Annotated in this window: 20 protein-coding genes; 18 read left to right on the forward strand and 2 right to left on the reverse strand. The window is 65.2% G+C overall.

Annotated features, from left to right (window positions below):
• The first annotated feature begins 181 nt into the window (after nucleotides 1-181).
• Nucleotides 182-412, forward strand: coding sequence for a hypothetical protein (locus ACFFWD_RS36935; RefSeq protein WP_376974248.1), 231 nt, complete (start codon nucleotides 182-184; stop codon nucleotides 410-412).
• A gap of 21 nt (nucleotides 413-433) precedes the next feature.
• Here the strand turns inward: ACFFWD_RS36935 and ACFFWD_RS36940 are convergent, their stop codons facing one another.
• Nucleotides 434-1,345, reverse strand: a complete 912-nt coding sequence (locus tag ACFFWD_RS36940) for a LysR family transcriptional regulator (protein ID WP_376974103.1) — start codon at nucleotides 1,343-1,345, stop codon at nucleotides 434-436.
• Between the two features lie 101 nt (nucleotides 1,346-1,446).
• On the opposite strand from ACFFWD_RS36940, the gene ACFFWD_RS36945 reads away from it, so the two are divergent.
• Genes ACFFWD_RS36945 through ACFFWD_RS36955 form a run of 3 tightly spaced genes read left to right on the forward strand, consistent with a single transcriptional unit; the run spans nucleotide 1,447 to nucleotide 4,522 of the window.
• On the forward strand, nucleotides 1,447-2,427 hold the full coding sequence (locus tag ACFFWD_RS36945) for a zinc-binding dehydrogenase (protein ID WP_376974105.1): 981 nt from the start codon (nucleotides 1,447-1,449) through the stop codon (nucleotides 2,425-2,427).
• A gap of 41 nt (nucleotides 2,428-2,468) precedes the next feature.
• A complete protein-coding gene (locus tag ACFFWD_RS36950) occupies nucleotides 2,469-3,329 on the forward strand; it encodes an alpha/beta fold hydrolase (RefSeq protein ID WP_376974107.1) in 861 nt (286 codons plus the stop codon).
• A 29-nt stretch (nucleotides 3,330-3,358) separates the two neighbouring features.
• Nucleotides 3,359-4,522 (forward strand): winged helix-turn-helix domain-containing protein, encoded by a 1,164-nt coding sequence (locus ACFFWD_RS36955; protein ID WP_376974109.1) that lies wholly within the window; start codon nucleotides 3,359-3,361, stop codon nucleotides 4,520-4,522.
• A 28-nt stretch (nucleotides 4,523-4,550) separates the two neighbouring features.
• Here the strand turns inward: ACFFWD_RS36955 and ACFFWD_RS36960 are convergent, their stop codons facing one another.
• A complete protein-coding gene (locus tag ACFFWD_RS36960; protein ID WP_376974111.1) occupies nucleotides 4,551-4,940 on the reverse strand; it encodes a ribosomal maturation YjgA family protein in 390 nt (129 codons plus the stop codon).
• Between the two features lie 164 nt (nucleotides 4,941-5,104).
• Here ACFFWD_RS36960 and ACFFWD_RS36965 point away from each other — a divergent pair, with 164 nt between their 5' ends.
• The 14 genes from ACFFWD_RS36965 to ACFFWD_RS37030 all read left to right on the forward strand — a co-directional run bounded on the left by ACFFWD_RS36965 (nucleotide 5,105) and on the right by ACFFWD_RS37030 (nucleotide 23,975).
• A complete protein-coding gene (locus ACFFWD_RS36965) occupies nucleotides 5,105-5,596 on the forward strand; it encodes a methyltransferase family protein (protein WP_376974113.1) in 492 nt (163 codons plus the stop codon).
• A gap of 139 nt (nucleotides 5,597-5,735) precedes the next feature.
• A complete protein-coding gene (locus tag ACFFWD_RS36970) occupies nucleotides 5,736-7,070 on the forward strand; it encodes an MFS transporter (protein WP_376974115.1) in 1,335 nt (444 codons plus the stop codon).
• 312 nt (nucleotides 7,071-7,382) lie between these two features.
• Nucleotides 7,383-8,489, forward strand: coding sequence for an efflux RND transporter periplasmic adaptor subunit (locus tag ACFFWD_RS36975; RefSeq protein ID WP_376974117.1), 1,107 nt, complete (start codon nucleotides 7,383-7,385; stop codon nucleotides 8,487-8,489).
• Between the two features lie 122 nt (nucleotides 8,490-8,611).
• Nucleotides 8,612-11,752 (forward strand): efflux RND transporter permease subunit, encoded by a 3,141-nt coding sequence (locus ACFFWD_RS36980; protein WP_376974119.1) that lies wholly within the window; start codon nucleotides 8,612-8,614, stop codon nucleotides 11,750-11,752.
• Nucleotides 11,753-11,773: 21 nt separating this feature from the next.
• A complete protein-coding gene (locus ACFFWD_RS36985; protein WP_376974250.1) occupies nucleotides 11,774-12,382 on the forward strand; it encodes a TetR/AcrR family transcriptional regulator in 609 nt (202 codons plus the stop codon).
• Nucleotides 12,383-12,511: 129 nt separating this feature from the next.
• Entirely contained in the window at nucleotides 12,512-13,135 is a 624-nt protein-coding gene (locus tag ACFFWD_RS36990; RefSeq protein ID WP_376974121.1) for a flavin reductase family protein, read from the forward strand.
• A gap of 295 nt (nucleotides 13,136-13,430) precedes the next feature.
• Nucleotides 13,431-15,698 carry an acyl-CoA dehydrogenase gene (locus ACFFWD_RS36995; protein ID WP_376974123.1) on the forward strand — a complete coding sequence of 756 codons (2,268 nt, stop codon included), beginning with the start codon at nucleotides 13,431-13,433 and terminating at the stop codon, nucleotides 15,696-15,698.
• On the forward strand, nucleotides 15,698-16,981 hold the full coding sequence (locus tag ACFFWD_RS37000; protein ID WP_376974125.1) for an acetyl-CoA C-acetyltransferase: 1,284 nt from the start codon (nucleotides 15,698-15,700) through the stop codon (nucleotides 16,979-16,981). Before ACFFWD_RS36995 ends, ACFFWD_RS37000 begins: the two co-directional genes overlap by 1 nt.
• Before the next feature lie 2 nt (nucleotides 16,982-16,983).
• Nucleotides 16,984-19,080, forward strand: coding sequence for a 3-hydroxyacyl-CoA dehydrogenase NAD-binding domain-containing protein (locus ACFFWD_RS37005; RefSeq protein ID WP_376974127.1), 2,097 nt, complete (start codon nucleotides 16,984-16,986; stop codon nucleotides 19,078-19,080).
• Nucleotides 19,077-19,511: an acyl-CoA thioesterase gene (locus ACFFWD_RS37010; protein ID WP_376974129.1), complete on the forward strand. Its 435-nt coding sequence runs from the start codon at nucleotides 19,077-19,079 to the stop codon at nucleotides 19,509-19,511. The genes ACFFWD_RS37005 and ACFFWD_RS37010 overlap by 4 nt, the downstream gene beginning before the upstream one ends.
• A 232-nt stretch (nucleotides 19,512-19,743) precedes the next feature.
• Complete coding sequence (locus tag ACFFWD_RS37015) at nucleotides 19,744-19,935, forward strand: hypothetical protein (protein ID WP_376974131.1); 192 nt, start codon at nucleotides 19,744-19,746, stop codon at nucleotides 19,933-19,935.
• Nucleotides 19,936-20,134: 199 nt separating this feature from the next.
• Nucleotides 20,135-20,965, forward strand: a complete 831-nt coding sequence (locus ACFFWD_RS37020) for a DeoR/GlpR family DNA-binding transcription regulator (protein WP_376974133.1) — start codon at nucleotides 20,135-20,137, stop codon at nucleotides 20,963-20,965.
• A gap of 329 nt (nucleotides 20,966-21,294) precedes the next feature.
• The gene (glpD, locus tag ACFFWD_RS37025; protein WP_376974135.1) at nucleotides 21,295-22,839 is read left to right on the forward strand and encodes a glycerol-3-phosphate dehydrogenase; all 1,545 of its coding nucleotides are present in this window, start codon (nucleotides 21,295-21,297) and stop codon (nucleotides 22,837-22,839) included.
• A complete protein-coding gene (locus ACFFWD_RS37030) occupies nucleotides 22,836-23,975 on the forward strand; it encodes an ABC transporter ATP-binding protein (protein ID WP_376974137.1) in 1,140 nt (379 codons plus the stop codon). The genes glpD and ACFFWD_RS37030 overlap by 4 nt, the downstream gene beginning before the upstream one ends.
• Nucleotides 23,976-23,978 lie beyond the last annotated feature (3 nt).

Raw genomic sequence — 23,978 nt, forward strand, 5'->3', positions numbered from 1 at the left:
GGTGCTCTATGAATCAGACATCATCCAGTTCGGGAATCCTGAATGTCGATCCCGCCTAGCCCCATTTCCGGGTTCAAGTGCGTGAGACAACGGGCAGGCGGTGTTCGAAAAGATCAGGCGGCAGCGTGGCTATCGGGACTATCGCAGGGACGATCAGGGCCGCGGTGACAGGGTGGGCGCAATGCCGATCCTGATCGGGGCCGCGATGATCGCCGCCGCCATTCTCCTGTCGACGCTGATCACCGCGCTCGGCAACCGCTATGTCGGCTTCGAGAGCCCGAACGACGAGACCGCCTGGCTGGTCGATCGCCTGACCGGCAATGTCTACAAATGCCAGGCGGCGGAGCGCGGCAAGGCGTCCTGCGAGGCCGAGCTGTCGACCGGCAGCATCAGCAACCGGCCGAAGCGCTGATGGCATCAGAACCGATCTGCGCTAGCCGGCGCCGGGGATCATCTGCTCAATCTCTTCGGCGATGTAGTGCCACAGGCGGTTGGCGATCGGTCCGTGCGGGCTATCGCGCCGGCGCGCCGCCACCAGCTCGACCTGGCCGCCCCGGAAATGCTTGCCCGAGATCGGCAGCAGAGTCTTGTCGCGCAATTCCTGCTCGATCATGTAGCGCGGCATGTGGCCCCAGCCCATGCCCTGCACGATCAGCTCCTTTTTCATCAGCTGGTCGGTGACGGTCCAGCTCTGCGCGCCCTCGATCAGATAATAGCTGCGCGGCTCGGAATGGCGTGCGGTATCCCGGATCACGCATTGCACATAGTCGCGCATCTGCTCCGGCGTGATCGACTTGGTGATCGGGAAGCGCAGGAAGCCGGGCGCCACCACCGGGATGACCTTCGTCGGGAACAGGTCGATGAACTCGTAACGCGGGTCGCTCTTCTCGATATAGTGGAAGATCAGGTCGGCCTCGCCGTCGAACAGCCGCTCCCAGGGACCCGACACCGCCTCGAAATGCAGGTGCAGCTTGGTGCCGGGGCAGCCATCGAAGAAACGGCGCAACAAAGCGAGCGTTTGCGGCAGCGGGCTGACGTCGCCGATCACGACATGGAGCTCGCTCTCTTCGCCCATGGCAAGCTGCGCGGCATGGTCGCGCAGCCGCTGCATCTCGTGCAGGAACACGCGCGTACGCTCGAGGAACGAGCGGCCGGCCTCGGTCAGCGTGACGCGGTAGCCGCTGCGGTCGAGCAGGGTGAGCTGCAGCTGCGCCTCGAGGTTCTTCACCGCGGCCGACACCGTCGGCTGCGCGCGACGCAGCTTGTCAGCCGCAGCCTGGAAGCTTCCTTCCGAGACCACCGCCTCGAAGCACTGCAGCTGATGCAGGGTGATGCCGTCGAGCATGATCGAAAAAACCTATTGAGATGATCGAAATTACATTCTTTTTTTGAATGTATCAAATCGCCATGGTCGCGCCCGTCGAAACCCGAAGGAGCCCACCAGCCATGCGTGCCATCGTCATCAAGCAATATGGCGGACCAGACGTGCTCGCGATCGAGGCGCGCCCGGAGCCCGAGCCCAAGTCCGGTCACGTCGCCGTCGAGGTGAAGGCCTTTGGCCTCAACCGCGCCGAGACCTATATGCGTGCAGGCGCTTGGGGTGACGTCGCCGAGATTACCGGGATCGAGTGTGTCGGCACCGTCAGGTCGGACCCCGACGGCCGGTTCGCGGCCGGCCAGAAGGTGGCGGGGCTAATGGGCGGAATGGGCCGGCTGATCGACGGCAGCTATGCCGAGATCGTGAACGTGCCCGCGACCAACGTGGTGCCCATCGTCACCAATCTTCCCTGGGAAGAGTTCGCTGCGATCTCGGAATCCTACGCCACCGCCTGGAGCGCCGTGTGCGGAAATCTCGCGCTGTTGCCGGGACAGACGCTGGTGGTTCGCGGTGCGACGTCCGCGCTCGGGCAGGCTGCCGCCAATATCGCCGCCGATCTCGGCGTGCGCGTGATCGCGACCACGCGTAATGCAAAGCGCCGGCCGATGCTGGAAGCGATTGGCGCCAGTGACGTGCTGGTCGAAACGCCCGCGCTGTCGAAGCGCGTGCGCGAGCTCAACCCCAAGGGGGTGGATGCCGTGCTCGATGTGATCGGCAACTCGACGGTGCTGGATTCGCTTGCGATGGCGCGGCGCGGCGGCCGGGTGTGCGTAGTCGGCCTGCTCGACCACGTCGCCTCGATCCCCGATTTCAACCCGCTGTTCCAGATGCCGCATGCCGGCGTGCATTTCAGCGGCTTCGTGAGTTGGTCGCTCGGGACGCCGGAGGTGCCGCTCACGGGAATCCCGTTCCAGGGCATCGTCGATCGTGTTGCCAGCGGCGCCTACAAGGCGAAGCCTGCGAAAGTCTTTCGCTTCGAGGAAATCCAGGCGGCTCACCGCCTGATGGAAGCGAACGAGGCGGGCGGCAAGCTCGTCGTCCGTCTCTGATCCCACCGCATCGTCGAACGCTCGACCGAAGGACCGCCCCAATGACCGTCCCCTATCGCCACGCCGTCGTCGACGGCATCGAAATCTTCTACCGCGAAGCCGGCCGCGCCGATGCGCCGGCGCTGCTGCTGTTGCACGGCTTTCCGACCTCCTCGCACATGTTCCGCGAGTTGATCCCGCTGCTCGCGGATCGCTATCGCATCGTCGCGCCCGACCTTCCCGGCTTCGGCTTCTCGGATGCGCCCGCCGCGGAGCAGTTCAAATACACGTTCGACAATCTCGCTGGCGTGATCGACCGCTTCACCGAGGCGATCGGCCTGACGCGCTATGCGGTCTACGTCTTCGGCTACGGCGCGCCGGTCGGCTTCCGCCTTGCGCTGAAGCACCCCGAGCGGATCACCGCGATCATCTCGCAGAACGGCAACGCCTATCACGAGGGCCTGTCGGAGGGCTGGAATCCGATCCAGGCGTATTGGCGGGAGCCGACCGCCGAGCACCGCTGGGCGCTGCGCAACTTCCTCACGCCCGAGACCACCAGATGGCAATATGTGCATGGCGTTAGGGACGAGGCGCTGGTCGCGCCCGAATCCTACACGCTCGACGCGGCGCTGCTCGCGCGGCCCGGCAATGACGAGATCCAGCTCGACCTGTTTCTCGACTATGCCAGCAACGTCGCGCTCTATCCGGACTTCCAGGCCTATTTCCGCAGGCACCGCCCGCCAACGTTGGCGGTCTGGGGCCGCAACGATCCGTTCTTCCTGCCGCCGGGCGCGGAAGCTTTCCGCCGCGACAACCCCGATGCCGAGGTGCGGTTCTTCGACACCGGGCATTTCGCGCTGGAGACGCACGCGGCGGAGATCGCCGCCGCGATCGGCGCGTTCCTCGGAAAGCATCTGGCCTGAGCAACGAATCCGGCTAAATTCGCGGGGCAATGCCCCGCACCTCTGAACCCATACCATTGAGCAAGGCCGACGCCCGGCGCATCTGGCTGCACGCGCAGCGGCTGGATACATCGGCGCCGTTCGGCGAGGGCGCGTCAGCCGTCGCCGCCGCCGTCGATCATCTCGGCTATGTGCAGATCGACACCATCAACGTGATCGAGCGCTGCCACCACCACATCCTGTTCACCCGCATCCCGAGCTACCGCCGCGCCGACCTCCGGCAGGCGCAGAGCGCGGACAAGAGCGTGTTCGAGTACTGGACCCACGCGCTGTCTTACGTCCCGGCCAAGGATTTCAGCTATTTCCTGCCGGCGATGAAGGCGCACAAGCGGGAAGGGCACAAATGGTTTTCCTCGGTCAAGCCTGCCGATACGCGCAAGGTGATGCGGCTGGTCCGCGCCGGGGCGCTGACGATCCGCGACATCGAGGACGACGTGCTCACCGAGAAGGAGCATTTGTGGCAAAGCCGAAAGCCCTCCAAGCGCGCGCTGCAGCTCGCCTTCTATGGCGGCGTGGTCACGATCAGCGAGCGCAACGGCATGCTGAAGACCTATGAGCTGATGACGCGCCATTTCGGCTGGGACAGGCTGCCGAAGCCGGCCTCCGCCACCGAGATCACCATCTATCTGCTCGACCGCGCGTTGCGCGCGCAGGGCCTCGTCAGCCTGGACTCGATCTGCCATCTCGATGCGCCCAGCAAGAAGCCGGTGCGCCGGCTGATCGATGCGCGCGTCCGCCGCAACGAGCTCGTGCCGGTAGCCCTCGAAGGTGCCGGCAAGCAGGAGCATTGGGCGCGGCCGGAAGCGCTGGAGGGCGCGGGCGAGGGCGATGCCGGCCTCGTCCACATCCTCTCGCCGTTCGATCCTCTCATCATCCAGCGCAAGCGCACCGAGCTGTTCTTCGGCTACGGCCATCGCTTCGAGGCCTATGTGCCGAAGGCAAAGCGCGTGTTCGGCTACTTCGCGCTGCCGGTCCTGGTCGGCGACGACATCGTCGCGGCCCTCGATCTCAAGACCGATCGCCAGAACGGCAAGCTGCTGATGCAGAAATGGACCTGGGTCGGCACCGGCAAGAAACCTGCCGCTCGCAAGGATTTGAAGCGTCGCATCGAGGACGAGCTGCATCGCTTCGAGCGGTTTCAACTGACAGAGTGAGGCGCGCAATGACGGTTATGTGAGTATCCTACCTCACTTGCTGTCGCTTCCGTGAGCTTGCCGTATCGACCACCGCGCCGAGCGCGATTCCGATCGTATAAGCCACCATATTCCACACCGAGAAGATCCGGCCGAGCAGCAACGCGCCGGCCGTTGTTAGTCGGAACGCGTCGAGCCAGGGCGCATGCACCAGGCGGAATAATTCGACCAGAGCCGCGATCATGAGTGCGATCAACGCTACCGTTCCGCGCCCGTGGTGCGGCAGCAGCAGCGCAACAAGGAAGAACACCATCGTTCCCCGCAGCACTGAGCCGCCGTATTTCACGACGAAAGCGGGCAGGCCCGCGGGAAGGCGGAACGCGCGCAGCGCCAGGCCGAACGCGATGACCAGAAGCAGCAGGCAGATCCGCATTTTCATCGGCAAGTCGCCATTGGCGACGTCAGCTCATCCCCTTGATCAGCCGGGCGCTGATCTCGGAGATGAACGCATTGGCCTACGCTGCCGCGGCGGAGTGAGGTCATCCATCCCAATTGTCCGGGCGGCAATCAAGAACGTCGCTTGTCAACTTCAGGAGCTATCCCATGGCTGACGCCGCCTCCCTCGATCGGCCTGATGTCATTGTCTTCCCGCCCGCCATTCCGCTTGCCACGCTCGCGACCTCGGCGGTGCTGCAATGGTTCGCGCCGATCGGCCTGATCGCCCACATGGATGCCTTATGGCGGATCGCGATCGGGACGATCGTCCTGGTGTCCGGATTGGTGACCGCGTCGGCCGGACGCCGCGCGTTGTTGCGCGGCAAGACCAACATCAATCCGTCGCTGCCGACCACCGGGCTCGTCATCGACGGCATCTTCGGCTACAGCCGCAACCCGCTCTATGTCGGCGGTTCGCTGGCGCTGTGCGGGATCGCGCTGTTGTTCGACCTCGACTGGATGCTGTTTCTGATCCTGCCGGCCTGCATCCTCCTGCACTTCGCCGTGGTGCTGCGCGAGGAGCGTTACCTCGAGCAGAAATTCGGCGACGTCTACCGCCGCTACAAGCTGCGGGTGCCGCGTTATTTCTTCGGCAATTGAGCTCGTCTGCTGCCAACACCACTGCACAGGGTGCATTGCGCTCCACGCGGCGGGAATACGCGCGCGGCGCGAATCCGATTGACTCATGCCGTCCGATGCTGAAAACCCGGAGCCAACAGACCAGCCCGGGGGGAAATACATGAGCCAGACCGCCACCATCGCGCCCGCCAGCGGCGCGCGCAGCACTATCGAAACCTCCACCATCCGCGCGATCTCGGCCCGGCTGATCCCGTTCCTGGTGCTGGCCTATTTCTTTTCCTACCTCGACCGCGTCAATCTCGGCTTCGCGGCGCTGACCATGAACGCGGAGCTGAAGTTCTCGCCGCTGGTCTTCGCCTGGGGTGCCGGCATCTTCTTCATCGGCTATTTCATCTTCGAGGTGCCGAGCAATTTGGCGCTGGAGAAGTTCGGCGCCAGCCGCTGGATCGCCCGCATCATGGTGACCTGGGGCATCATCTCGGCCCTGATGGCGATGGTCTCGGGCGAGGTGAGCTTCTATGTGCTCCGCTTCCTGCTCGGCGTGGCCGAGGCCGGCTTCTTCCCCGGCATCATCCTCTACCTCACCTACTGGTATCCGGCTGAATATCGCGCCCGGTTCCTGGCGGCCTTCGCGCTCGCGGTCCCGGTCTCCACCGTGATCGGCGCGCCGATCTCGGGCCTCCTGCTTGGGCTCGACGGCGCGATGGGGCTGAAGGGCTGGCAGTGGCTGTTCATCATCGAGGGTATCCCCTCGGTGCTGCTCGGCATCGTCACCTGGTTCTATCTCACCGACAAGCCGGAGAAGGCCAGTTGGCTGACGTCGGAGCAGAAGGCGTGGCTCAAGTCCAAGCTCGATGCCGAGATCGCGGCCAAGCAGGCGGTCAAGCATTTCACTCTCGGCGAAGCGTTGGCCTCGTCCAAGGTGTTGGCGCTGAGCGCGATCTATTTCGGCTTCGTCGGCGCACTCTACGGCATGCAGTTCTGGCTGCCGCAGATCGTCAAGGCGTTCGGGCTCACCAACGCGCAAACCGGCTTCGTCACCGCGATCCCGTATCTGTTCGGCACGGTTGCGATGATCCTGTGGGCGCGCCATTCCGACGCCAGGCGCGAGCGCGTCTTCCATGTCGGCGGTCCCTTGCTGCTCACCGCGCTTGCGCTGGCGATCTCGAGCTACATTACCGATCCGACCATCACCATGATCGTGCTGACGATCGCCGCGATCGGCATCTTCTGCACATTCGCGGTGTTCTGGACGCTGCCGACCGCCTGGCTCTCCGGCACCGCGGCCGCCGGCGCGATCGCGCTGATCAACTCGATCGGCAACCTCGCAGGCTTCGGCGGGCCCTATCTGATCGGCTGGGTGAAGGAGGCGACCGGCAACACATCCACGGGGCTCTTGGTGCTGTCGCTCTTGCCGCTCGCGGCGGGACTCTTGGTGTTCCTCGGTGGACATGAGACCAAGACGGAGTTTGCGGGGGCAGGGCAGGCGAAGTGACGGGCAGCAGCCCGCGCTTCATCGCAACCGATCGGCAAGGCTCAGAGCGATGCGAGTCGCTTCCTGACGCTGGGCCACGGTCGAAGGTCCGTAGCCCGGATGGAGCGAAGCGCAATCCGGGGTCGCCGTACTCATTGCGCAGACCGCCCCGGATTTCGCTGCGCTCCATCCGGGCTACGCTGTTCCCAAAATCCCCGCTTAACCTCGCGTTAATAACGCCCAGCTCACGAATTGGTGTTTACTGACGAATATTGACATTTATCAGTGATAAACAGATAGTCTTCATCGGTCGTCAGCCGATGGAGATGTCCGATGTTCGCCCGTTCCGTTTTATCCAGCTATTACAGGCTCTTGACCGGAGCACTGCTGGCTTTTGCGGTGATCGCGCTGGCGGGCTGCAACGAAAAGGCGGCCGAAAAGGCCGATCCGGGCCGCCCCGTCCTGGTGGCGACCGTCCATTACGAAGCCGAGACCCCTGAACGTAGTTTTGTTGGCACGATCAAGCCCCGGATCGAAGCCGATATGGGCTTTCGGGTTGCCGGCAAGGTGGCCAAGCGGCTGGTCGAGGTCGGACAGACAGTCGACGTCGACCAGCCCTTGGCCACCCTCGATGAAGTCGACCTGAAGCTTCAGGCCGAGCAGGCCGAGGCCGAGTTCCGCGCCGCGACCGGCGTGCTGGCGCAGGCCGCCGCCGCCGAGCAGCGCGCCAAGGATCTGAAGGCCAAGGGCTGGACCACCGATGCGCAGCTCGACAGCGCCAAGGCCGCCGCCGACGAGGCCCGCGCCCGCCTGAACCGCGCCGAGCGCTCGGTCGAATTGACCAAGAACTCTCTGTCTTACGCAACGCTGGTGGCCGACACCCGTGGTGTCGTCACAGCAACCATGATCGAGCCCGGCCAGGTGGTTGCCGCGGGCCAGGCCTCGATCCGTGTCGCCCGGCTTGGCGAGAAGGAAGCGGTCGTCGCGATCCCCGAGACGCTTCTCAATCGTGCCAAGTCGGGCGTTGCCACGGTGACGCTGTGGTCGGACGCCAAGAAGACCTATGCCGCGAAGCTGCGCGAGGTCTCGCCCTCGGCCGATCCGGCCACCCGCACCTATCTCGCAAAGTTCTCGCTGCCCGACGCCGGCGACGAGGTCTCGCTCGGCATGACCGCAACGCTCTCGCTCGCCGATGCCGCGACCGAGCGCGTGGCGAAGCTGCCGCTGTCGGCGCTGTACAGCCAGGGCGGCGACCCCTCGCTCTACATCGTCGACGACAAGGGCGAGGTCGCGCTGAAGCCGGTCAAGGTGAAGGCCTATCAGAGCGATTGCGTCGTCATCGCCGGCGGCGTCGACGAGGGCGCCAAGGTGGTGGCGCTCGGTGTGCAGAAGATCGATCCGAGCCAGAAGGTGCGGGTCGTGTCGTCACTGTCGTTCTAATTCCGTCATTGCGAGGAGCGAAGCGACGAAGCAATCCATCGCGCCGCGCGTCCAAGAATGGATTGCTTCGCTTCGCTCGCAATGACGGCTGAAATTGAAACGGTTTGGAACTGGAGAGTTCGATGAAGCGCTTCAATCTTTCGGGCTGGGCGGTCAGCCATCCCACCCTGGTCCTGTTCCTGATGATCGTGCTCGCCGCGGCCGGCTACTTCTCCTATCAGAAGCTCGGCCGCGCCGAGGATCCGTTCTTCACCGTGAAGGTGGTGAACGTCTCGGTGATGTGGCCGGGCGCGACCTCGCAGGAGATGCAGACCCAGGTCGCCGATCCGATCGAGAAGAAGCTGCAGGAGCTGCCCTTCTTCGAGAAGGTGCAGACCTATTCCAAGCCGGCGTTCACGGCGATGCAGGTCACCTTCAAGGATTCGACCCCGCCGAAAGATGTGCCCTATCTCTTCTACCTGCTGCGCAAGAAGCTCGTCGACGTGCAGGGCCAGCTCCCGGCCGGCATCCTCGGGCCCGTGGTCAACGACGAATTCTCCGACGTCGATTCCATCCTCTACATGATGACCGGCGACGGTGCCGACTATGCGCAGCTCAAGAAGGCCGCCGAGGGCTTCCGCCAGCGCATCTTGAAGGTGCCCGGCGTGACCAAGGTCGACCTCTACGGCACCCAGGACGAGCGCATCTACGTCGAATTCTCGCATGCCAAGCTCGCCACCCTCGGCATCACGCCGCAGGCGCTGTTCGACTCGCTCGCCAAGCAGAACAACGTCACCCCGGCCGGTACGGTCGAGACCTCCTCGCAGCGCGTGCCGCTGCGCGTCACCGGCGCGCTCGACGGCGTCAAGGCGGTGGCCGAAACCCCGGTCGAGAGCAATGGCCGCGTGTTCCGCCTCGGCGACATCGCGACCGTCACCCATGGCTTCGTCGATCCGCCGAGCTTCGTGGTGCGCCAGGAAGGCAAGCCGGCGCTCGGCATCGGTGTCGTCACCGCCAAGGGCGCCAACATTCTCGAGCTCGGCAAGGAGGTAGAGAAGGCGACCGCCGAGTTCATGAAGGCTGTGCCGCGGGGCATCGAGGTCGAGCAGATCGCCGACCAGCCCAAGGTGGTCGAGCACGCCGTCGGCGAGTTCGTGCATTCCTTCATCGAGGCGCTCGCGATCGTGCTGTTCGTCTCCTTCGTTGCGCTGGGCTGGCGCACCGGCATCGTGGTAGCGCTCTCGGTGCCGCTGGTGCTCGCGATCGTCTTCATCGTGATGAACGCGATGTCGCTCGACCTGCACCGCATCACCCTGGGTGCGCTGATCATCGCGCTAGGCCTTTTGGTCGACGACGCCATCATCGCGGTCGAGATGATGGTGGTGAAAATGGAGCAGGGCTGGGACCGCATGCGTGCGGCGTCCTTCGCCTGGGAATCTACCGCGTTTCCGATGCTCACGGGAACGCTGGTCACAGCCGCTGGCTTCCTCCCCATCGGCTTTGCCAATTCGGCGGTCGGCGAATATGCCGGCGGCATCTTCTGGATCGTCGCGATCGCGCTGGTCGCCTCCTGGTTCGTCGCGGTGATCTTCACGCCCTATATCGGCGTCAAGCTGCTGCCGAACATCAAGGTTCATGCCAACCACGATCCGCACGCGATCTACGAGACACGGATGTATCGCGGTCTGCGATCCGTCGTGCAGTGGTGCGTCGATCACCGCGTGAAGGTGGTCGTCGCGACCGTCGGCATCTTCGCGGCTGCGATCGTCGCGTTCGGTCACGTCCAGCAGCAGTTCTTCCCGCTGTCGGAGCGGCCCGAGCTGTTCCTGCAGCTCCGCCTACCCGAAGGCACCGCCTTCAACGTCACCGAAAAGGCGGTGAAGAAGGCCGAGTCGCTGCTCAAGGACGATCAGGACATCGCGACCTACACCGCCTATGTCGGCCAGGGTTCGCCGCGCTTCTGGCTCGGCCTCAACCCGCAGCTGCCGAACGAGGCGTTCGCCGAGATCGTCATCCTGTCGAAGAACGTCGAGGCGCGCGAGCGGGTCAAGGCCAAGCTCGAGCAGGCGGTGGCCGACGGCGCGCTGAACGAGGCGCGGGTGCGGGTCGACCGCTTCAATTTCGGCCCGCCGGTCGGCTTCCCGGTCCAGTTCCGCGTGATCGGCCCCGACGCCAACAAGGTGCGCGACATCGCCTACCAGGTGCGCGAGATCATGCGCGAGAACAAGAACGTCAAGGATGTGCAGCTCGACTGGAACGAGCAGTCGCCCTACCTGAAGCTCGTCGTCGACCAGGACCGCGCCCGCGCGCTTGGCCTCACCCCGCAGGACGTCTCGCAGGCGCTGTCGATGCTGATCTCCGGTGCGCCCGTCACCACGATCCGTGACGGCATCGAGAAGGTCGGCGTGGTCGCCCGCGCGGTGCCCTCGGAGCGGCTCGATCTCGGCCGCGTCGGCGACCTCACAGTGACATCACGTAACGGCGTCGCCGTCCCGCTGCAGCAGATCGCGAAGCTCGAATATGCGCATGAGGAGCCGATCCTGTGGCGGCGCAACCGCGACATGGCGATCACCGTGCGCTCCGACGTCGTCGACGGCGTGCAGGCGCCCGACGTCACCAACCAGATCGCGCCAAAGCTGAAGGACATCCAGGACCATCTCGAGCCGGCCTACCGGATCGAGCCGGGCGGGGCGTTCGAGGAATCGGCCAAGGGCAATGCGTCGATCTTCATCCTCTTCCCTGTGATGGTGATGGTGATGCTGACGCTCTTGATGATCCAGCTCCAGAGCTTCTCGCGCCTGTTCCTGGTGTTCCTGACCGCGCCGCTCGGCATTGTCGGCGCCTCGCTCGGGTTGAACGTCGCCAACCAGCCGTTCGGCTTCGTGGCGCTGCTCGGCCTGATCGCGCTGGCCGGCATGATCATGCGCAACGCGGTGATCCTGGTCGATCAGATCGAGACCGACGTCACGCAGGGCCTGACCCGGCGCGAGGCGATCGTGGAAGCCACCGTCCGTCGTGCCCGGCCGGTGGTGCTGACCGCGCTCGCGGCCATCCTGGCCATGATCCCGCTGTCGCGCTCGGCGTTCTGGGGCCCGATGGCCATCACAATCATGGGTGGCTTGTTTGTTGCGACCTTCCTCACCTTGCTGTATCTGCCGGGTCTTTACGCCCTCTGGTTCCGCAAGACCCTCGAGGAAAGCGGCCCCAGCGAGCAAGCCGATACTGCGCCGCAGCATGCGGGCGAGGGAGAACTCGCATTTCCGCTTGCTGAGGCGGCCGAATAATTGAACATTGAGCGGACCGACATGACGCTGATCTCGGAACATAGCGAAACTGACACCCGCGAACGGATTCTCGTGGTTGCGGAGCGTTTGTTCCGGCAGCTCGGCTACCAGAAGACCACGGTGGCCGACATCGCCAAAGAGCTGCGCATGAGCCCCGCCAACGTGTACCGCTTCTTCGAATCGAAGAAGGCGATCCACGAGGGCGTGGCGCGCGGCCTGATGGGCGAGGTCGAGATCGAGGCCCAGCGCATCGCGCAGATGCCGGGTCCGGCGTCGGTCCGGCTGCGCGATCTGATGACGACCATTCACCGCATGAACTCGGAGCGCTATGTCGGCGATTCCAAGCTGCACGAGATGGTCGAGATCGCAATGCAGGAGGACTGGCACGTCTGCGTCGCCCATATGGAGCTGGTCACCGGGACCATCGGAGAGGTGATCGCGCAGGGCGTGGCGTCTGGCGAGTTCGAGGTCAAGGACCTGCAGACCGCTTCGCTGTGCGCCTGCACCGCGATGATGCGCTTCTTCCACCCGCAGATGATCGCCCAGTGCGCGACCAAGCCGGGTCCCACGATCGACGAGATGATCGATTTCGTCATCGCCGGCCTCTCGCCGCGGGTCCGGGCGAACTGACCTGACCGATTGAGCTGGGCGGGCTGACGTTTTCGTCAGTTGACTCTCCCGTCATTGCAGGCAATGCGACGTCGTAGCCCGGATGGAGCGCAGCGCAATCCGGGGTACCGAACGCAAGAGAGAGCCCTCGTGACCGCGAAAGACCTGCACTTCTACGAGCCCAAGAACGGCCACGGCCTCAGGCACGATCCCTTCAACGCCATCGTCGCGCCGCGCCCGATCGGCTGGATCTCCTCGCGCGACCCCAACGGCAACGTCAACCTCGCGCCCTACAGCTTCTTCAACGCCTTCTGCTACGTGCCACCGATCATCGGCTTCTCCTCCACCAACTGGAAGGACAGCGTCGCCAACATCCAGGAGACCGGCGAGTTCGTCTGGAATCTGGCGACCATGGACCTCGCCAAGCACATGAATGCGACCGCAGCCCACGTCGCGCGGGATGTCGACGAGTTCAAGCTCGCCGGGCTGACGGCGGAGCCCGGCAAGCTCGTCAACGTGCCGCGCGTCGCCGAAAGCCCGGTCGCCTTCGAATGCAAGGTGAGCCAGATCGTCCAGCTGCAGGGCGCCGACGGCAAGAAGGCCGAGGCGTGGCTGACGCTCGGCGAGGTCGTCGCCGTCCACATCGACAAGGCCTTCATCAAGGACGGCGTCTACCAGACGGCGCTCGCCCATCCGATCGTCCGCGCCGGCCGGAGAGGCGACTATTTCGAGATCAAGCCGGAAAACATGTTCGAGATGATCCGCCCGGATTGATCCTTCGAAAGCCGTAGCCCGGATGGAGCCAACGGGTCGCGCGAACGCGCGCCCGATGACAGGCTCCGCGAAATCCGGGACTTCTCACCATTACTCCCGGATTGCGCTTCGCTCCATCCGGGCTACGTGATTGCCGTACCTTACATTTCCGGAACTGAACGCGCGGCGTGCCGTTAACAAACGGCGCCCCGGCCGCGTCAATTTCGCTGCATTTTGGCGGCGAAGTGTTCACCCGCGCCGGGCACTTTCCGGTAAGCTAGTCCCATCCGCGCCGCCGTTTCATGAGGACCCCACCATGAGCTCCCGCCGCGACACCATCACCAAGCCGATCTTTGCCATGGCGCGCGGCGTATTGCCGGCAATGTCCGACACCGAGCGCGAGGCGCTGGAAGCTGGCGACGTCTGGTGGGATGCGGATCTCTTCAGCGGTAATCCCGACTGGTCGAAGCTGCTGGCGTTTGCACCGGCAAGCCTGACCGACGAGGAGAAGGCCTTCCTGCACGGTCCGGTCGACGAGCTCTGCGCGATGCTCGACGAGTGGAAGATCAACTGGGAATGGCGCGATTTGCCACCCGAGGTCTGGGACTTCATCAAGCGCACCAAATTCTTCGGCATGATCATCCCGAAGGAGTTCGGCGGCCTCGGCTTCTCGCCCTACGCGCATTCCGAAGTGGTGCGCAAACTGTCCTCGCGCTCGCTCACCGCGGCAGTCACGGTGATGGTGCCGAACTCGCTCGGGCCGGGTGAGCTGCTGATGCGCTTCGGCACCCGGGAGCAGCAGGACAAATGGCTGCCGCGGCTGGCCGACGGCCGCGACATTCCCTGCTTCGGTTTGACCAGCCCCGAGGCCGGCTCGGACGCGGCCTCGATGATCGACTCCGGCGTCATCTGCAAAGGCAACTTTGGGGGCCGCGAGGTGCTTGGGCTGAAGCTCAACTGGCACAAGCGCTACATCACGCTCGGTCCCGTGGCGACGCTGCTCGGCCTCGCCTTCAAGGCCTACGATCCCGATCATCTCGTCGGCCAGCAGGACGAGCTCGGCATCACGGTCGCGCTGATCCCGACGCATCTGCCCGGCGTGTCGATCGGCCACCGCCATCTGCCGGCGATGCAGGTGTTCCAGAACGGCCCGAACTGGGGCCGCGACGTCTTCATCCCGCTCGACTACATCATCGGCGGCCAAGAGCGGCTCGGCCAGGGCTGGAAGATGCTGATGACCGCGCTTGCCGCCGGCCGCGGCATCTCGCTGCCGTCGCTGTCGGCGGCCGGCGCCGCCTATGCCGCGCGTACCAGCGGCGCCTATGCCCGCATCCGCGAGCAGTTCGGCATCTCGATCTCCAAGTTCGAGGGCATCGAGGAGCCGCTCGCGCGCATCGCGGCGACCGCCTATCTGCTCGACGCCGCGCGGCGATTGACCTGCGCCGCGCTGAATGCGGGGCATCATCCCGCCGTCATCTCCGGCATCATGAAGCTGCACGCCACCGAGCGGATGCGGATCGCGATCGACGACGCCATGGACATCCATGGCGGCAAGGCAGTGATCGACGGGCCGCAGAATTATCTCGGCAATCTCTACCGCTCGGTGCCGGTCGGCATCACGGTCGAGGGCGCCAATATCCTGACCCGAAATTTGATCGTGTTCGGGCAGGGCGCGATCCGCGCGCATCCCTATCTGCTGGAGGAGATGAATGCGCTCGGCGATGCCGATCGCGAGCGCGGCCTCGCCGCGTTCGACGCCGCGTTCTGGAAGCATGTCGGCCACAGCTTTGCGACTCTCGCCCGCGCCGTTGGGCGGAACTGGACCTTCGGGCTGTTCGCGCCGGCGCCGGATGCCGGCGACGCCAGCAAATTCTATCGCCAGCTCTCGCGTTACTCCGCGGCCTTCGCGCTCTGCGCCGACATGGCGCTGCTGACGCTCGGCGGTGCGCTGAAGCGCAAGGAGATGCTGTCGGCCCGCTTCGGCGATATCCTCTCCGAGCTCTATCTGCTCTCGGCCGCGCTGAAACGCTGGCAGGACGAGGGCCGGCAGAAGGAGGATTTGGCCGCGCTCGAATGGTGCATGGCGAGCGGCTTCAAGACCATCGAGAACCGCTTTGCGGAAATCCTTGCCAACCTGCCGAACCGGCCCGTCGCCTGGATGCTGAAATTCCTGATCCAGCCGTTCGGCGCGCGCGTGATCGGGCCGTCCGACCGCGTCGTGCACCAATGCGCGCAGCTCGTGCTGTCGCCCTCGGCGGCGCGTGACCGCCTGACATCCGATCTCGCCTTTGTCGACGATGACGGGCCGATCGCGCGGCTGGAGAAGGCCTTTCGCCTCGTGACCGAGTCCGAGGATGCCGCCAAACGGCTGCACGCCGCGCGGCTGCGCGACTGGAAGGAAGCGGTCAGCAAGGGCGTCATCACCCAGAGCGAGGGCGAGAAGCTCGCCGCCGCCCATGACGCGGTGGCAAAGGTCATCCAGGTCGATGATTTTGCGCCGGAGGCGCTATCGCCGATTTACAAGAAAACCGCCGACGTGCATCAGTTCTTCCAGGAGCTTGGTGAGCAGAGGGCGGCGAGCTGATGGCGCGACCAGTCTTTATCATCGACGGCAGCCGGACGCCGTTCCTGAAAGCGCGCTCCGGTCCAGGTCCCTTCACCCCGGTCGATCTCGCCGTGCAGTGCGGCCGGTCGCTGCTGGCGCGGCAGCCGTTTGCGCCCACCGCCTTCGACCAGGTGATCCTCGGCTGCGTCAACGTCATCGCCGACGAGATGAACCCGGCGCGCGTCGCAGCACTTCGGCTCGGCATGGGCGAGAAGATGGTCGCCTTCACGGTGCAGATCAATTGCGGCTCCGGCATGCAGTCGATCGACACCGGCTACCGCTACATCCGCGAGGGCATCTCCGATTTGATCCTCGCCGGCGGCACCGAGGCGCTGAGCCACGCGCCGCTGGTCTGGCCCAATGCCGGCGTGCGCTGGTTTGCCGGGCTCGCCGGCGCCAAGGGGATCGGCGCCAAGATTATGGCCGCGCTGAAGGTGAGGCCGAGCTATCTCAAGCCGATCATCGGGCTCGAGCGCGGGCTCACCGATCCGATCACCGAGCTCAACATGGGCCAGACCGCGGAGAAGGTCGGCCATCTCTTCGGCATCACCCGCGCGCAATCCGATGCCTATGCCGCCGAAAGCCACAAGCGCCTCGCCAACGCGCAGGCGGAAGGCTTTCTCAAGGGCGAAGTCGAAACCGCCTTCGCCCGCGACGGCAAGTTCTACGACCATGACGACGGCGTGCGGCCGGACTCGACGCCCGAGGCACTGGCGAAGCTGAAGCCGGCGTTCGAGCGGCCCTGGGGCCAGGTCACCGCCGGCAATTCCTCGCAGATCACCGACGGCGCATCCTGGGTGATCCTAGCCTCCGAAGAGGCGGTGGCGAAATACGGACTGACGCCGAAGGCCGTCATCATCGACAGTCAATGGTCGGCGCTCGATCCCTCGATCATGGGGCTCGGCCCGGTGCTGTCGGCGACGGCGCTCTTGAAGCGCAACGAGCTGACCTTGCAGGACGTCGACACCTGGGAGCTGAACGAGGCGTTTGCGACGCAGGTGCTCGGCTGCCTCGCCGCCTGGAATGACGACAGGTTCTGCCGCGAGATCCTCGGGCTCGACGGCGCCGCCGGCCAGATCGACCATGCGAAGCTCAACGTCGATGGCGGCGCGATCAGCCTCGGCCATCCCGTCGGCACCAGCGGCAACCGCATTGTGCTGCATCTCGTCAACGCGATGAAGCGGCTCGGCACCAGGCGCGGCGTCGCCACCGAATGTATCGGCGGCGGGCAGGGCGGCGCGATGTTGATAGAGACGGTGTGATCATGGATTCGAAGATCATGGACGTCCTCGCCGATCGCGTGCTCGAGCTTGGGCCGAAGCCTTCAGCCGACGGCCCCTACAGGAACTTCAAGCTGACCCGCGACGAGGACGGCATCGCCTGGCTGCTGTTCGACCGCGCAGGCGCCAGCGCCAACACGCTGTCGGCCGATCTGCTCGAAGAGCTCGATGCCATCGTGACGACGCTGGAAAGCCAGCGGCCGACCGGTCTCGTGGTTCGCTCGGCCAAGACAAGCGGCTTCATCGCCGGCGCCGACGTCAACGAATTCCGCGGCGCCAGTGACCCGCGCGCTGTCGAAACTGAAATAGGCCGGGCGCACACGGTGATCGACCGGCTGGAGGCCTTGCGCGTGCCGAGCGTGGCGGTCATCCACGGCTTCTGCCTCGGTGGCGGCCTCGAAGTCGCGCTGGCCTGCCAGATGCGGATCGCGATCGACGATGCGCGCTTCGGCTTTCCCGAGGTGATGCTCGGCCTGCACCCCGGCCTCGGCGGCACCGTGCGCTTCACCGCGCTGGTCAATCCGATGCAGGCGATGACCTTGATGCTCACCGGCAAGACCATCGATGCGCGCCGCGCCAGATCGCTCGGCCTGGTTGATGCGGTCACGCAGGAGCGCCACGTCCGCAACGCGGTGAAGGACGCCGTGTTCGGCCGCCTCAAGCGCGCGCGGCCGAGCCCGCTCAACGCGATCCTCAATCTTGCGCCGGTGCGGGGCTTCCTCGCCTCGCGCATGCGCCGCGAGACCGAGAAGGCGGCGCCGCGCGCGCACTATCCTGCGCCCTACGCGCTGATCGATCTCTGGGAAAAGCACGCCGGCAATCGCTCGGCGATGCTGAACGCCGAGAAGACCTCGTTCGCCAATCTCATGGTGACGCCGACGGCGCAGAACCTGATCCGCGTGTTCTTCCTGCGCGAGCAGATGAAGAAGACCGCCGGCAGCGGCAGCACGGTTCAGCAGGTCCACGTCATCGGCGCCGGCGCGATGGGCGGCGATATCGCGGCCTGGTGCGCCAACCAGGGGCTGCGGGTGACGCTGGCGGACATGAAGGCCGAGCCGATCGCGGGCGCGATCAAGCGCGCGGCTGACCTGTTCGGCAAGATCATGCGCAAGCGCATCGACCAGCGCGATGCGCTCGACCGGCTGATGCCCGACATGAACGGCGAGGGTATCCGCAACGCCGATCTGATCATCGAGGCCGTGCCCGAGAAGCTCGAGCTGAAGCAGAAGGTCTATGCGTCCGTCGAGCCGCGGATGAAGCCCAGCGCGATCCTTGCCACCAACACCTCGAGCATCCCGCTGCAGGATCTGCGCACCACGCTCGCGCGGCCCGAGCGGCTGCTCGGGCTGCACTTCTTCAATCCGGTGTCGCGGCTGCAGCTCGTCGAGGTCGTCAGCCATGACGGCACCGATGCGGCGATGCTCCGCTCCGCGCTTGCCTTCGTCGGCGCGATCGACCGCCTGCCGCTGCCGGTAAAGAGCTCGCCCGGCTTCCTCGTCAACCGCGCGCTCGCGCCCTACATGCTGGAAGCGATGGTGATGCTCGACGAGAAGATCGACATGGCGCTGATCGACGCCGCCGGCAAGGAGTTCGGAATGCCGATGGGGCCATTCGAGCTCGCCGACCAGGTCGGCCTCGATATCTGCATCGAGGTCGGCGACCTCCTGCGCTCCAAATTCGGCGATGCGCTGCCGCCGACGCCGGCCTGGCTGCGCGAGAAGGTCGCGCGCGGCGAGCTCGGCCGCAAGACCGGCAAGGGCTTCTACACCTGGAAGGACGGCAAGGCCGAGCTCAAGCCCGTGCCGGAGACCGGCCCGCGGGTGACGGACGAAATGATCGACCGCCTGGTGCTGCCGATGTCGAATGTCTGCGTCGCGGCCTTGCGCGAAAGCATCGTCGACGACCCCGACGCGGTCGACGGCGCGATGATCTTCGGCACCGGCTACGCCCCGTTCCGCGGCGGCCCGCTCAACTATGCGCGCACGCGCGGTGTCGACAATGTGGTGTCGACACTGCGTGCGCTCGCGCAGAAATTCGGCGACCGATTTTCACCCGACGCCGGCTGGGAGACCTTCAAGTGACCGACACGTCTGTTCATGACACCGTCAGCACCGACACCGAGCCGCGCGGCGATCTCTGCATCCGCACGGTGGCGATGCCGGCCGACACCAACGCCAATGGCGATATCTTCGGCGGCTGGCTGCTCAGCCAGATGGACGTCGGCGGCGGCGTGTTCGCTTCCAAGGTGGCGAACTCCCGCACCGTCACCGTCGCGATCGAGGCGATGACCTTCCGCAAGCCGGTCTATGTCGGCGATCTCGTTTCGGTCCACGCCAATCTGGTGCGGGTTGGCCGCACCTCGATCACGGTGCATCTCGAGGCCTGGGTGCTTCGCCGCAGGGAGAAGCTGCAGCCGATCCTGGTGACCGACGGCGATTTCACCTATGTCTCGATCGACGACCAGGGCCATCCTCAGCCGATCCAGCGCGACGGTGCCACGATCGCGACGTGAGTTGCGACGCGATGCCTCACTCATTGGTGTCGTCACCCGCCACCGGGTCGGTGCGGAGCTCCACCCGATGACAGGCTCCTGCGGGTGACCAGTATTCCAGAGACGGCTGTTTCCAAGCCGAGAAGCCGCGGCGTACTGGATGCCCCGCATGCGCTGGGTATTACGGTGGATCTGTTTAGGAACAAAGAGGCACTAACGCCGTTGTTGGCCCGAATTGAAATCGAGGCCAACTATGTCCGAAACTTACGTCATCGAGGTGAATTCACAGACCGCGGGTATCGTGGTGCGCGATGCGAGTGGTTATCAGTTCTTTGCGGCTTCGCACCGCTTCAATCGTCTCGAAGGCCAGATTTTTCGTAGCGCACGCGACGCCGAGCGCGCCGCCTGCCGTCTCGTCACCGGCGACCTGGAGATGGCGTCGTAGTTGTCCTCACATTGTTGCGAGCAGCGCCGGCGGCGAAGCGCTCCATCTGTGGGTTCAGCCAGGGCTTCGGCCGACAGGTCGCTTGTGCGCGCAATGACGGGACCGAGGCACCGAGCCTTTAACTTTGGCTCACCTCTCTCGTTGACGTCCATGCCGAACGGTCGCACCATGGCCACCTTGCTGCCTCAAGGATGCCGCCGTGGCCGGACTGTCCCATCGTCAGACTGAAATCCTCAACATCGCGCGTGCGTTCGGCCGGGTCATGGTGGAGGACCTTGCAAAGCGATTCGAGGTCTCGGCCCAGACCATCCGCAAGGACCTCAACGATCTCTGCGACCAGCGCTCGCTGACGCGCATCCATGGCGGGGCCATCATCGCCTCCGGCGTGGAGAACCTCGCCTATGAGGCGCGTCGCTTCGTCGCCGCGGAGGAGAAGAAGGCGATCGGCGCCGCTGCGGCGGCGCGGATCCCGAACGGCTGCTCGCTGTTCATCAACATCGGCACCACGACGGAGGAGGTCGCGAGCGCCTTGACCTCGCATGAGGACCTGCTTGTCATCACCAACAACCTCAACGTCGCGATGCTGCTCTACCGCCATCCGCGCATCGAGGTCGTGGTGGCGGGCGGCACCGTGCGCCGCGCCGACGGCGCCGTGGTCGGCTCGACCGCGACGCAACTGATCGGCCAGTTCAAGGTCGACTACGCCATCATCGGCGCGTCCGCGATCGACGAGGAGGGCGCGCTGCTCGACTTCGACTATCGCGAGGTGCAGGTCGCGCAGGCGATCATCGCCAATGCGCGCAACGTGATGCTGGTGTCCGACGCGACAAAGCTCCGCCGCAGCGCGCCGGTGCGCATCGCCCATATCAGCCAGATCCAGACCTTCATCACCGATTCCCCGCTGCCCGCGGGGCTCGCCAACATCTGCCACAGCCGCGGCATCGAGGTCGTCGTCGCGATGGACAAGCCGCAGGCCGACATCGATGACAACGGCGCGGAAGCCGCCCCGGTCACGCTGCGCAGCGCGTGATGATTCCGAACTCTCTCGGCGTCATCGCCCGGCTCGACCGGGCGATCTAGTATTCCAGAGACATTTGCGCCTGAGCCGAGGCGCCGCAGCGTACCGGATGCCCCGCTTGAAGCGGGGCACGACAGCGGAGTGTGGCGAAGCCGTTGCGCGGGGGTGACGGGTCCAACAGGTAAGCCACCGGCGAGGTCGCTCCCGTCTCGAACCTCCCACCCCCAAAAAATCTCCCGCCGAGTTCCCCATTTTCGGTTTGCTTTCGTTTTTGGTTGTGATTTAATCCAATCCGAAAGTAAAATCGCCAAAGCGAAGACGATCGCCGGGGGAAGCGTTCTTTGGATCGGATTTACGACCTCGCCATCATTGGAGGCGGCGTTAATGGCTGCGGCATCGCGCGCGATGCGGCGGGCCGGGGTAACTCCGTTTTCCTTTGCGAGATGAATGACTTGGCCAGCGGGACGTCGTCCTGGTCGACCAAGCTCGTGCACGGCGGCTTGCGCTATCTCGAATATTACGAGTTTCGTTTGGTGCGCGAGGCACTGATCGAGCGCGAGATCCTCTGGCAGATCGCGCCCCACATCATCCGCCCCTTGCGATTCGTCCTGCCGCATCACGCCGGCCTGCGTCCAGCCTGGCTGCTGCGATTAGGGCTGTTCCTCTACGACCACATCGGCGGCCGCCATCTGTTGCCGGCGACGCGCTCGGTCGATCTCACACGCGACGTGGTCGGCAAGCCGCTGATCGCGGGCCGCTACACCAAAGGTTTTGAATACTCCGACTGCTTCGTCGACGACGCGCGGCTCGTCGCACTGACGGCGCGCGATGCCGCCGATCGCGGCGCCGAGATCCGCACCCGCGCCCGCGCGGTCGAGATCAGGCAGGTCGACGGCATTTGGCGCGTCACGGTCGAGGATCGCGCGAGCGGCGCGCGCGACACCATCAAGGCGCGCGCGCTGGTCAATGCCGGCGGTCCCTGGGTCGAGGACGTGCTGGCGTCGGGCGCCGGCGTCAACGCCCGCGCGAAGGTTCGTCTCGTGCAGGGCTCGCACATCGTGGTGAAGAAACTCTACGACCACGACCGCGCCTACATCTTCCAGAACGCGGACGGCCGCATCATCTTCGTCATCCCCTATCAGGGCGACTTCACGCTGATCGGCACCACCGATCGCGACTATGACGGCGACCCGGCCAAGGTGAAGGCGACGCCTGAGGAGATCCAGTATCTCTGTGCTTCGGCGAGCGAGTATCTCGCCAAGCCGGTGAAGCCTGAGGACGTCGTCTGGGACTATTCCGGCGTGCGTCCGCTCTATGACGACGGCGCCAACGAGGCCAAGGCCGCGACCCGCGACTATGTGTTCGAGCTCGACGCGCCCGGCGGCGCGCCGTTGCTCTCGATCTATGGCGGCAAGATCACGACCTATCGCCGCCTCGCCGAGGAGGCGCTGGAGCGGCTCGCTCCGTATCTGGGGAATTCCAAGGCGCGCGACGGCTGGACCGGCAAGTCGCCGCTGCCCGGCGGCGACATGGACGTCTCCGCGGTCGCTGCGCTATCAGCCGAATTGATGCGCGACTATCCCTTCCTGGCGCAGCCGCACGCAAATCGTCTCGCGCATGCCTACGGCACGCGCGCTGCCAAATTGCTGGGCAATGCGAAATCGGCGGCCGATCTCGGCCGGTCCTTCGGCGCCACCTTGACGGAAAGCGAAGTCAGGTACCTGATGGCGAATGAGTGGGCCCAAACCGCAGAAGATGTCGTCTGGCGACGGTCCAAGCTGGGCCTGCGAATGTCGGCGAGTGAAATCGCCGCGCTTGACGAGTGGATGGCCGCCAACCGTGCTTCCGGTGAACGTCCCCTCCGCGAGGCGGGAGGACGGACATGAGCGTTTCGCTGCAAAACGTCACGCGGACAGTGGATGGTGCGCAGACCATTCGCGACGTCTCGCTGACACTCGAGCGCGGCACGCTCAGCGTGCTGCTCGGTCCGACGCTGTCGGGCAAGACCTCGATCATGCGGCTGCTCGCCGGCCTCGACAAGCCGACCACCGGCCGCGTGCTGGTCGACGGCAAGGACGTTACCGGCGCCGACGTGCGCCAGCGTTCGGTCGCGATGGTCTATCAGCAATTCATCAACTACCCGTCGCTGACGGTCTATGAGAACATCGCCTCGCCCTTGCGCGTGCAAGGCAAGCCGCGCGAGGAGATCGAGAAGCGCGTGGCCGAGGCCGCAGGCCTGTTGCGGCTCGAGCCCTATCTGAAGCGCACGCCGCTGCAGCTCTCCGGCGGCCAGCAGCAGCGCACCGCGATCGCGCGCGCGCTGGTCAAGGGCGCCGACCTCGTGCTGCTCGACGAGCCGCTCGCCAACCTCGACTACAAGCTCCGCGAGGAGTTGCGCGCCGAACTGCCGCGCATCTTCGAGGCGTCGGGCGCGATCTTCGTCTACGCCACCACCGAGCCGTCGGAAGCGCTGCTGCTCGGGGGCAACACGGTGTGCATGTGGGAAGGCAAGGCACTGCAGGCCGGCGAGACGCCGAAGGTCTATCGCCATCCCGACACGCTGCGGGTTGCACAGGTGTTCTCCGATCCGCCGCTCAACATCATCGGCATCGAGAAGAAGGGCGCCGAGGTGATCTACACCGGGGGTGAAAAGGCACAGGCGACCGGCCTCTACGCCAAGGTCCCCGATGGCGCCTACCGTGTCGGCTTCCGCGCCCATCAGCTCGAGGTCGCCAACACAGCGGCTGGGCGCCACAAGTTCTCCGCCGCCGTGACGGTGACCGAGATCACCGGCTCGGAGAGCTTCGTGCACCTCCACGTCCATGGCTCGAACTGGGTCGCCGTGCTGCACGGCGTGCATGAATATGAACCCGGGCAGGTGCTCGACGCCGCGCTCGATCCCGACAACATCTTCGTGTTCGACGCGGCCGATCGCCTCGTCGCTTCCCCCGCGACGGCGTTTTCAAGCGAACTGCATGGCACTTCGCGTGAACAAAGCGCGTCGGCAAGCAAGAGCAGATGAGGG

It is taken from the genome of Bradyrhizobium erythrophlei (genome assembly GCF_042430365.1).
Classification (GTDB): Bacteria; Pseudomonadota; Alphaproteobacteria; order Rhizobiales; family Xanthobacteraceae; genus Bradyrhizobium; species Bradyrhizobium erythrophlei.

What these genes read in the sequence shown, in the direction of transcription:
- ACFFWD_RS36950 (WP_376974107.1), top strand. Translation starts at nt 2,469, where the DNA reads ATGACCGTCCCCTATCGCCACGCCGTCGTCGACGGCATCGAAATCTTC.
- ACFFWD_RS36965 (WP_376974113.1), top strand. Translation starts at nt 5,105, where the DNA reads ATGGCTGACGCCGCCTCCCTCGATCGGCCTGATGTCATTGTCTTCCCG.
- ACFFWD_RS37015 (WP_376974131.1), top strand. Translation starts at nt 19,744, where the DNA reads ATGTCCGAAACTTACGTCATCGAGGTGAATTCACAGACCGCGGGTATC.
- ACFFWD_RS37005 (WP_376974127.1), top strand. Translation starts at nt 16,984, where the DNA reads ATGGATTCGAAGATCATGGACGTCCTCGCCGATCGCGTGCTCGAGCTT.
- ACFFWD_RS36960 (WP_376974111.1), bottom strand. Translation starts at nt 4,940, where the DNA reads ATGAAAATGCGGATCTGCCTGCTGCTTCTGGTCATCGCGTTCGGCCTG.
- ACFFWD_RS36995 (WP_376974123.1), top strand. Translation starts at nt 13,431, where the DNA reads ATGAGCTCCCGCCGCGACACCATCACCAAGCCGATCTTTGCCATGGCG.
- ACFFWD_RS36985 (WP_376974250.1), top strand. Translation starts at nt 11,774, where the DNA reads ATGACGCTGATCTCGGAACATAGCGAAACTGACACCCGCGAACGGATT.
- ACFFWD_RS36970 (WP_376974115.1), top strand. Translation starts at nt 5,736, where the DNA reads ATGAGCCAGACCGCCACCATCGCGCCCGCCAGCGGCGCGCGCAGCACT.
- ACFFWD_RS36940 (WP_376974103.1), bottom strand. Translation starts at nt 1,345, where the DNA reads ATGCTCGACGGCATCACCCTGCATCAGCTGCAGTGCTTCGAGGCGGTG.
- ACFFWD_RS36955 (WP_376974109.1), top strand. Translation starts at nt 3,359, where the DNA reads ATGCCCCGCACCTCTGAACCCATACCATTGAGCAAGGCCGACGCCCGG.
- ACFFWD_RS36980 (WP_376974119.1), top strand. Translation starts at nt 8,612, where the DNA reads ATGAAGCGCTTCAATCTTTCGGGCTGGGCGGTCAGCCATCCCACCCTG.
- ACFFWD_RS36935 (WP_376974248.1), top strand. Translation starts at nt 182, where the DNA reads ATGCCGATCCTGATCGGGGCCGCGATGATCGCCGCCGCCATTCTCCTG.
- ACFFWD_RS36945 (WP_376974105.1), top strand. Translation starts at nt 1,447, where the DNA reads ATGCGTGCCATCGTCATCAAGCAATATGGCGGACCAGACGTGCTCGCG.
- ACFFWD_RS36975 (WP_376974117.1), top strand. Translation starts at nt 7,383, where the DNA reads ATGTTCGCCCGTTCCGTTTTATCCAGCTATTACAGGCTCTTGACCGGA.
- ACFFWD_RS37000 (WP_376974125.1), top strand. Translation starts at nt 15,698, where the DNA reads ATGGCGCGACCAGTCTTTATCATCGACGGCAGCCGGACGCCGTTCCTG.
- ACFFWD_RS37030 (WP_376974137.1), top strand. Translation starts at nt 22,836, where the DNA reads ATGAGCGTTTCGCTGCAAAACGTCACGCGGACAGTGGATGGTGCGCAG.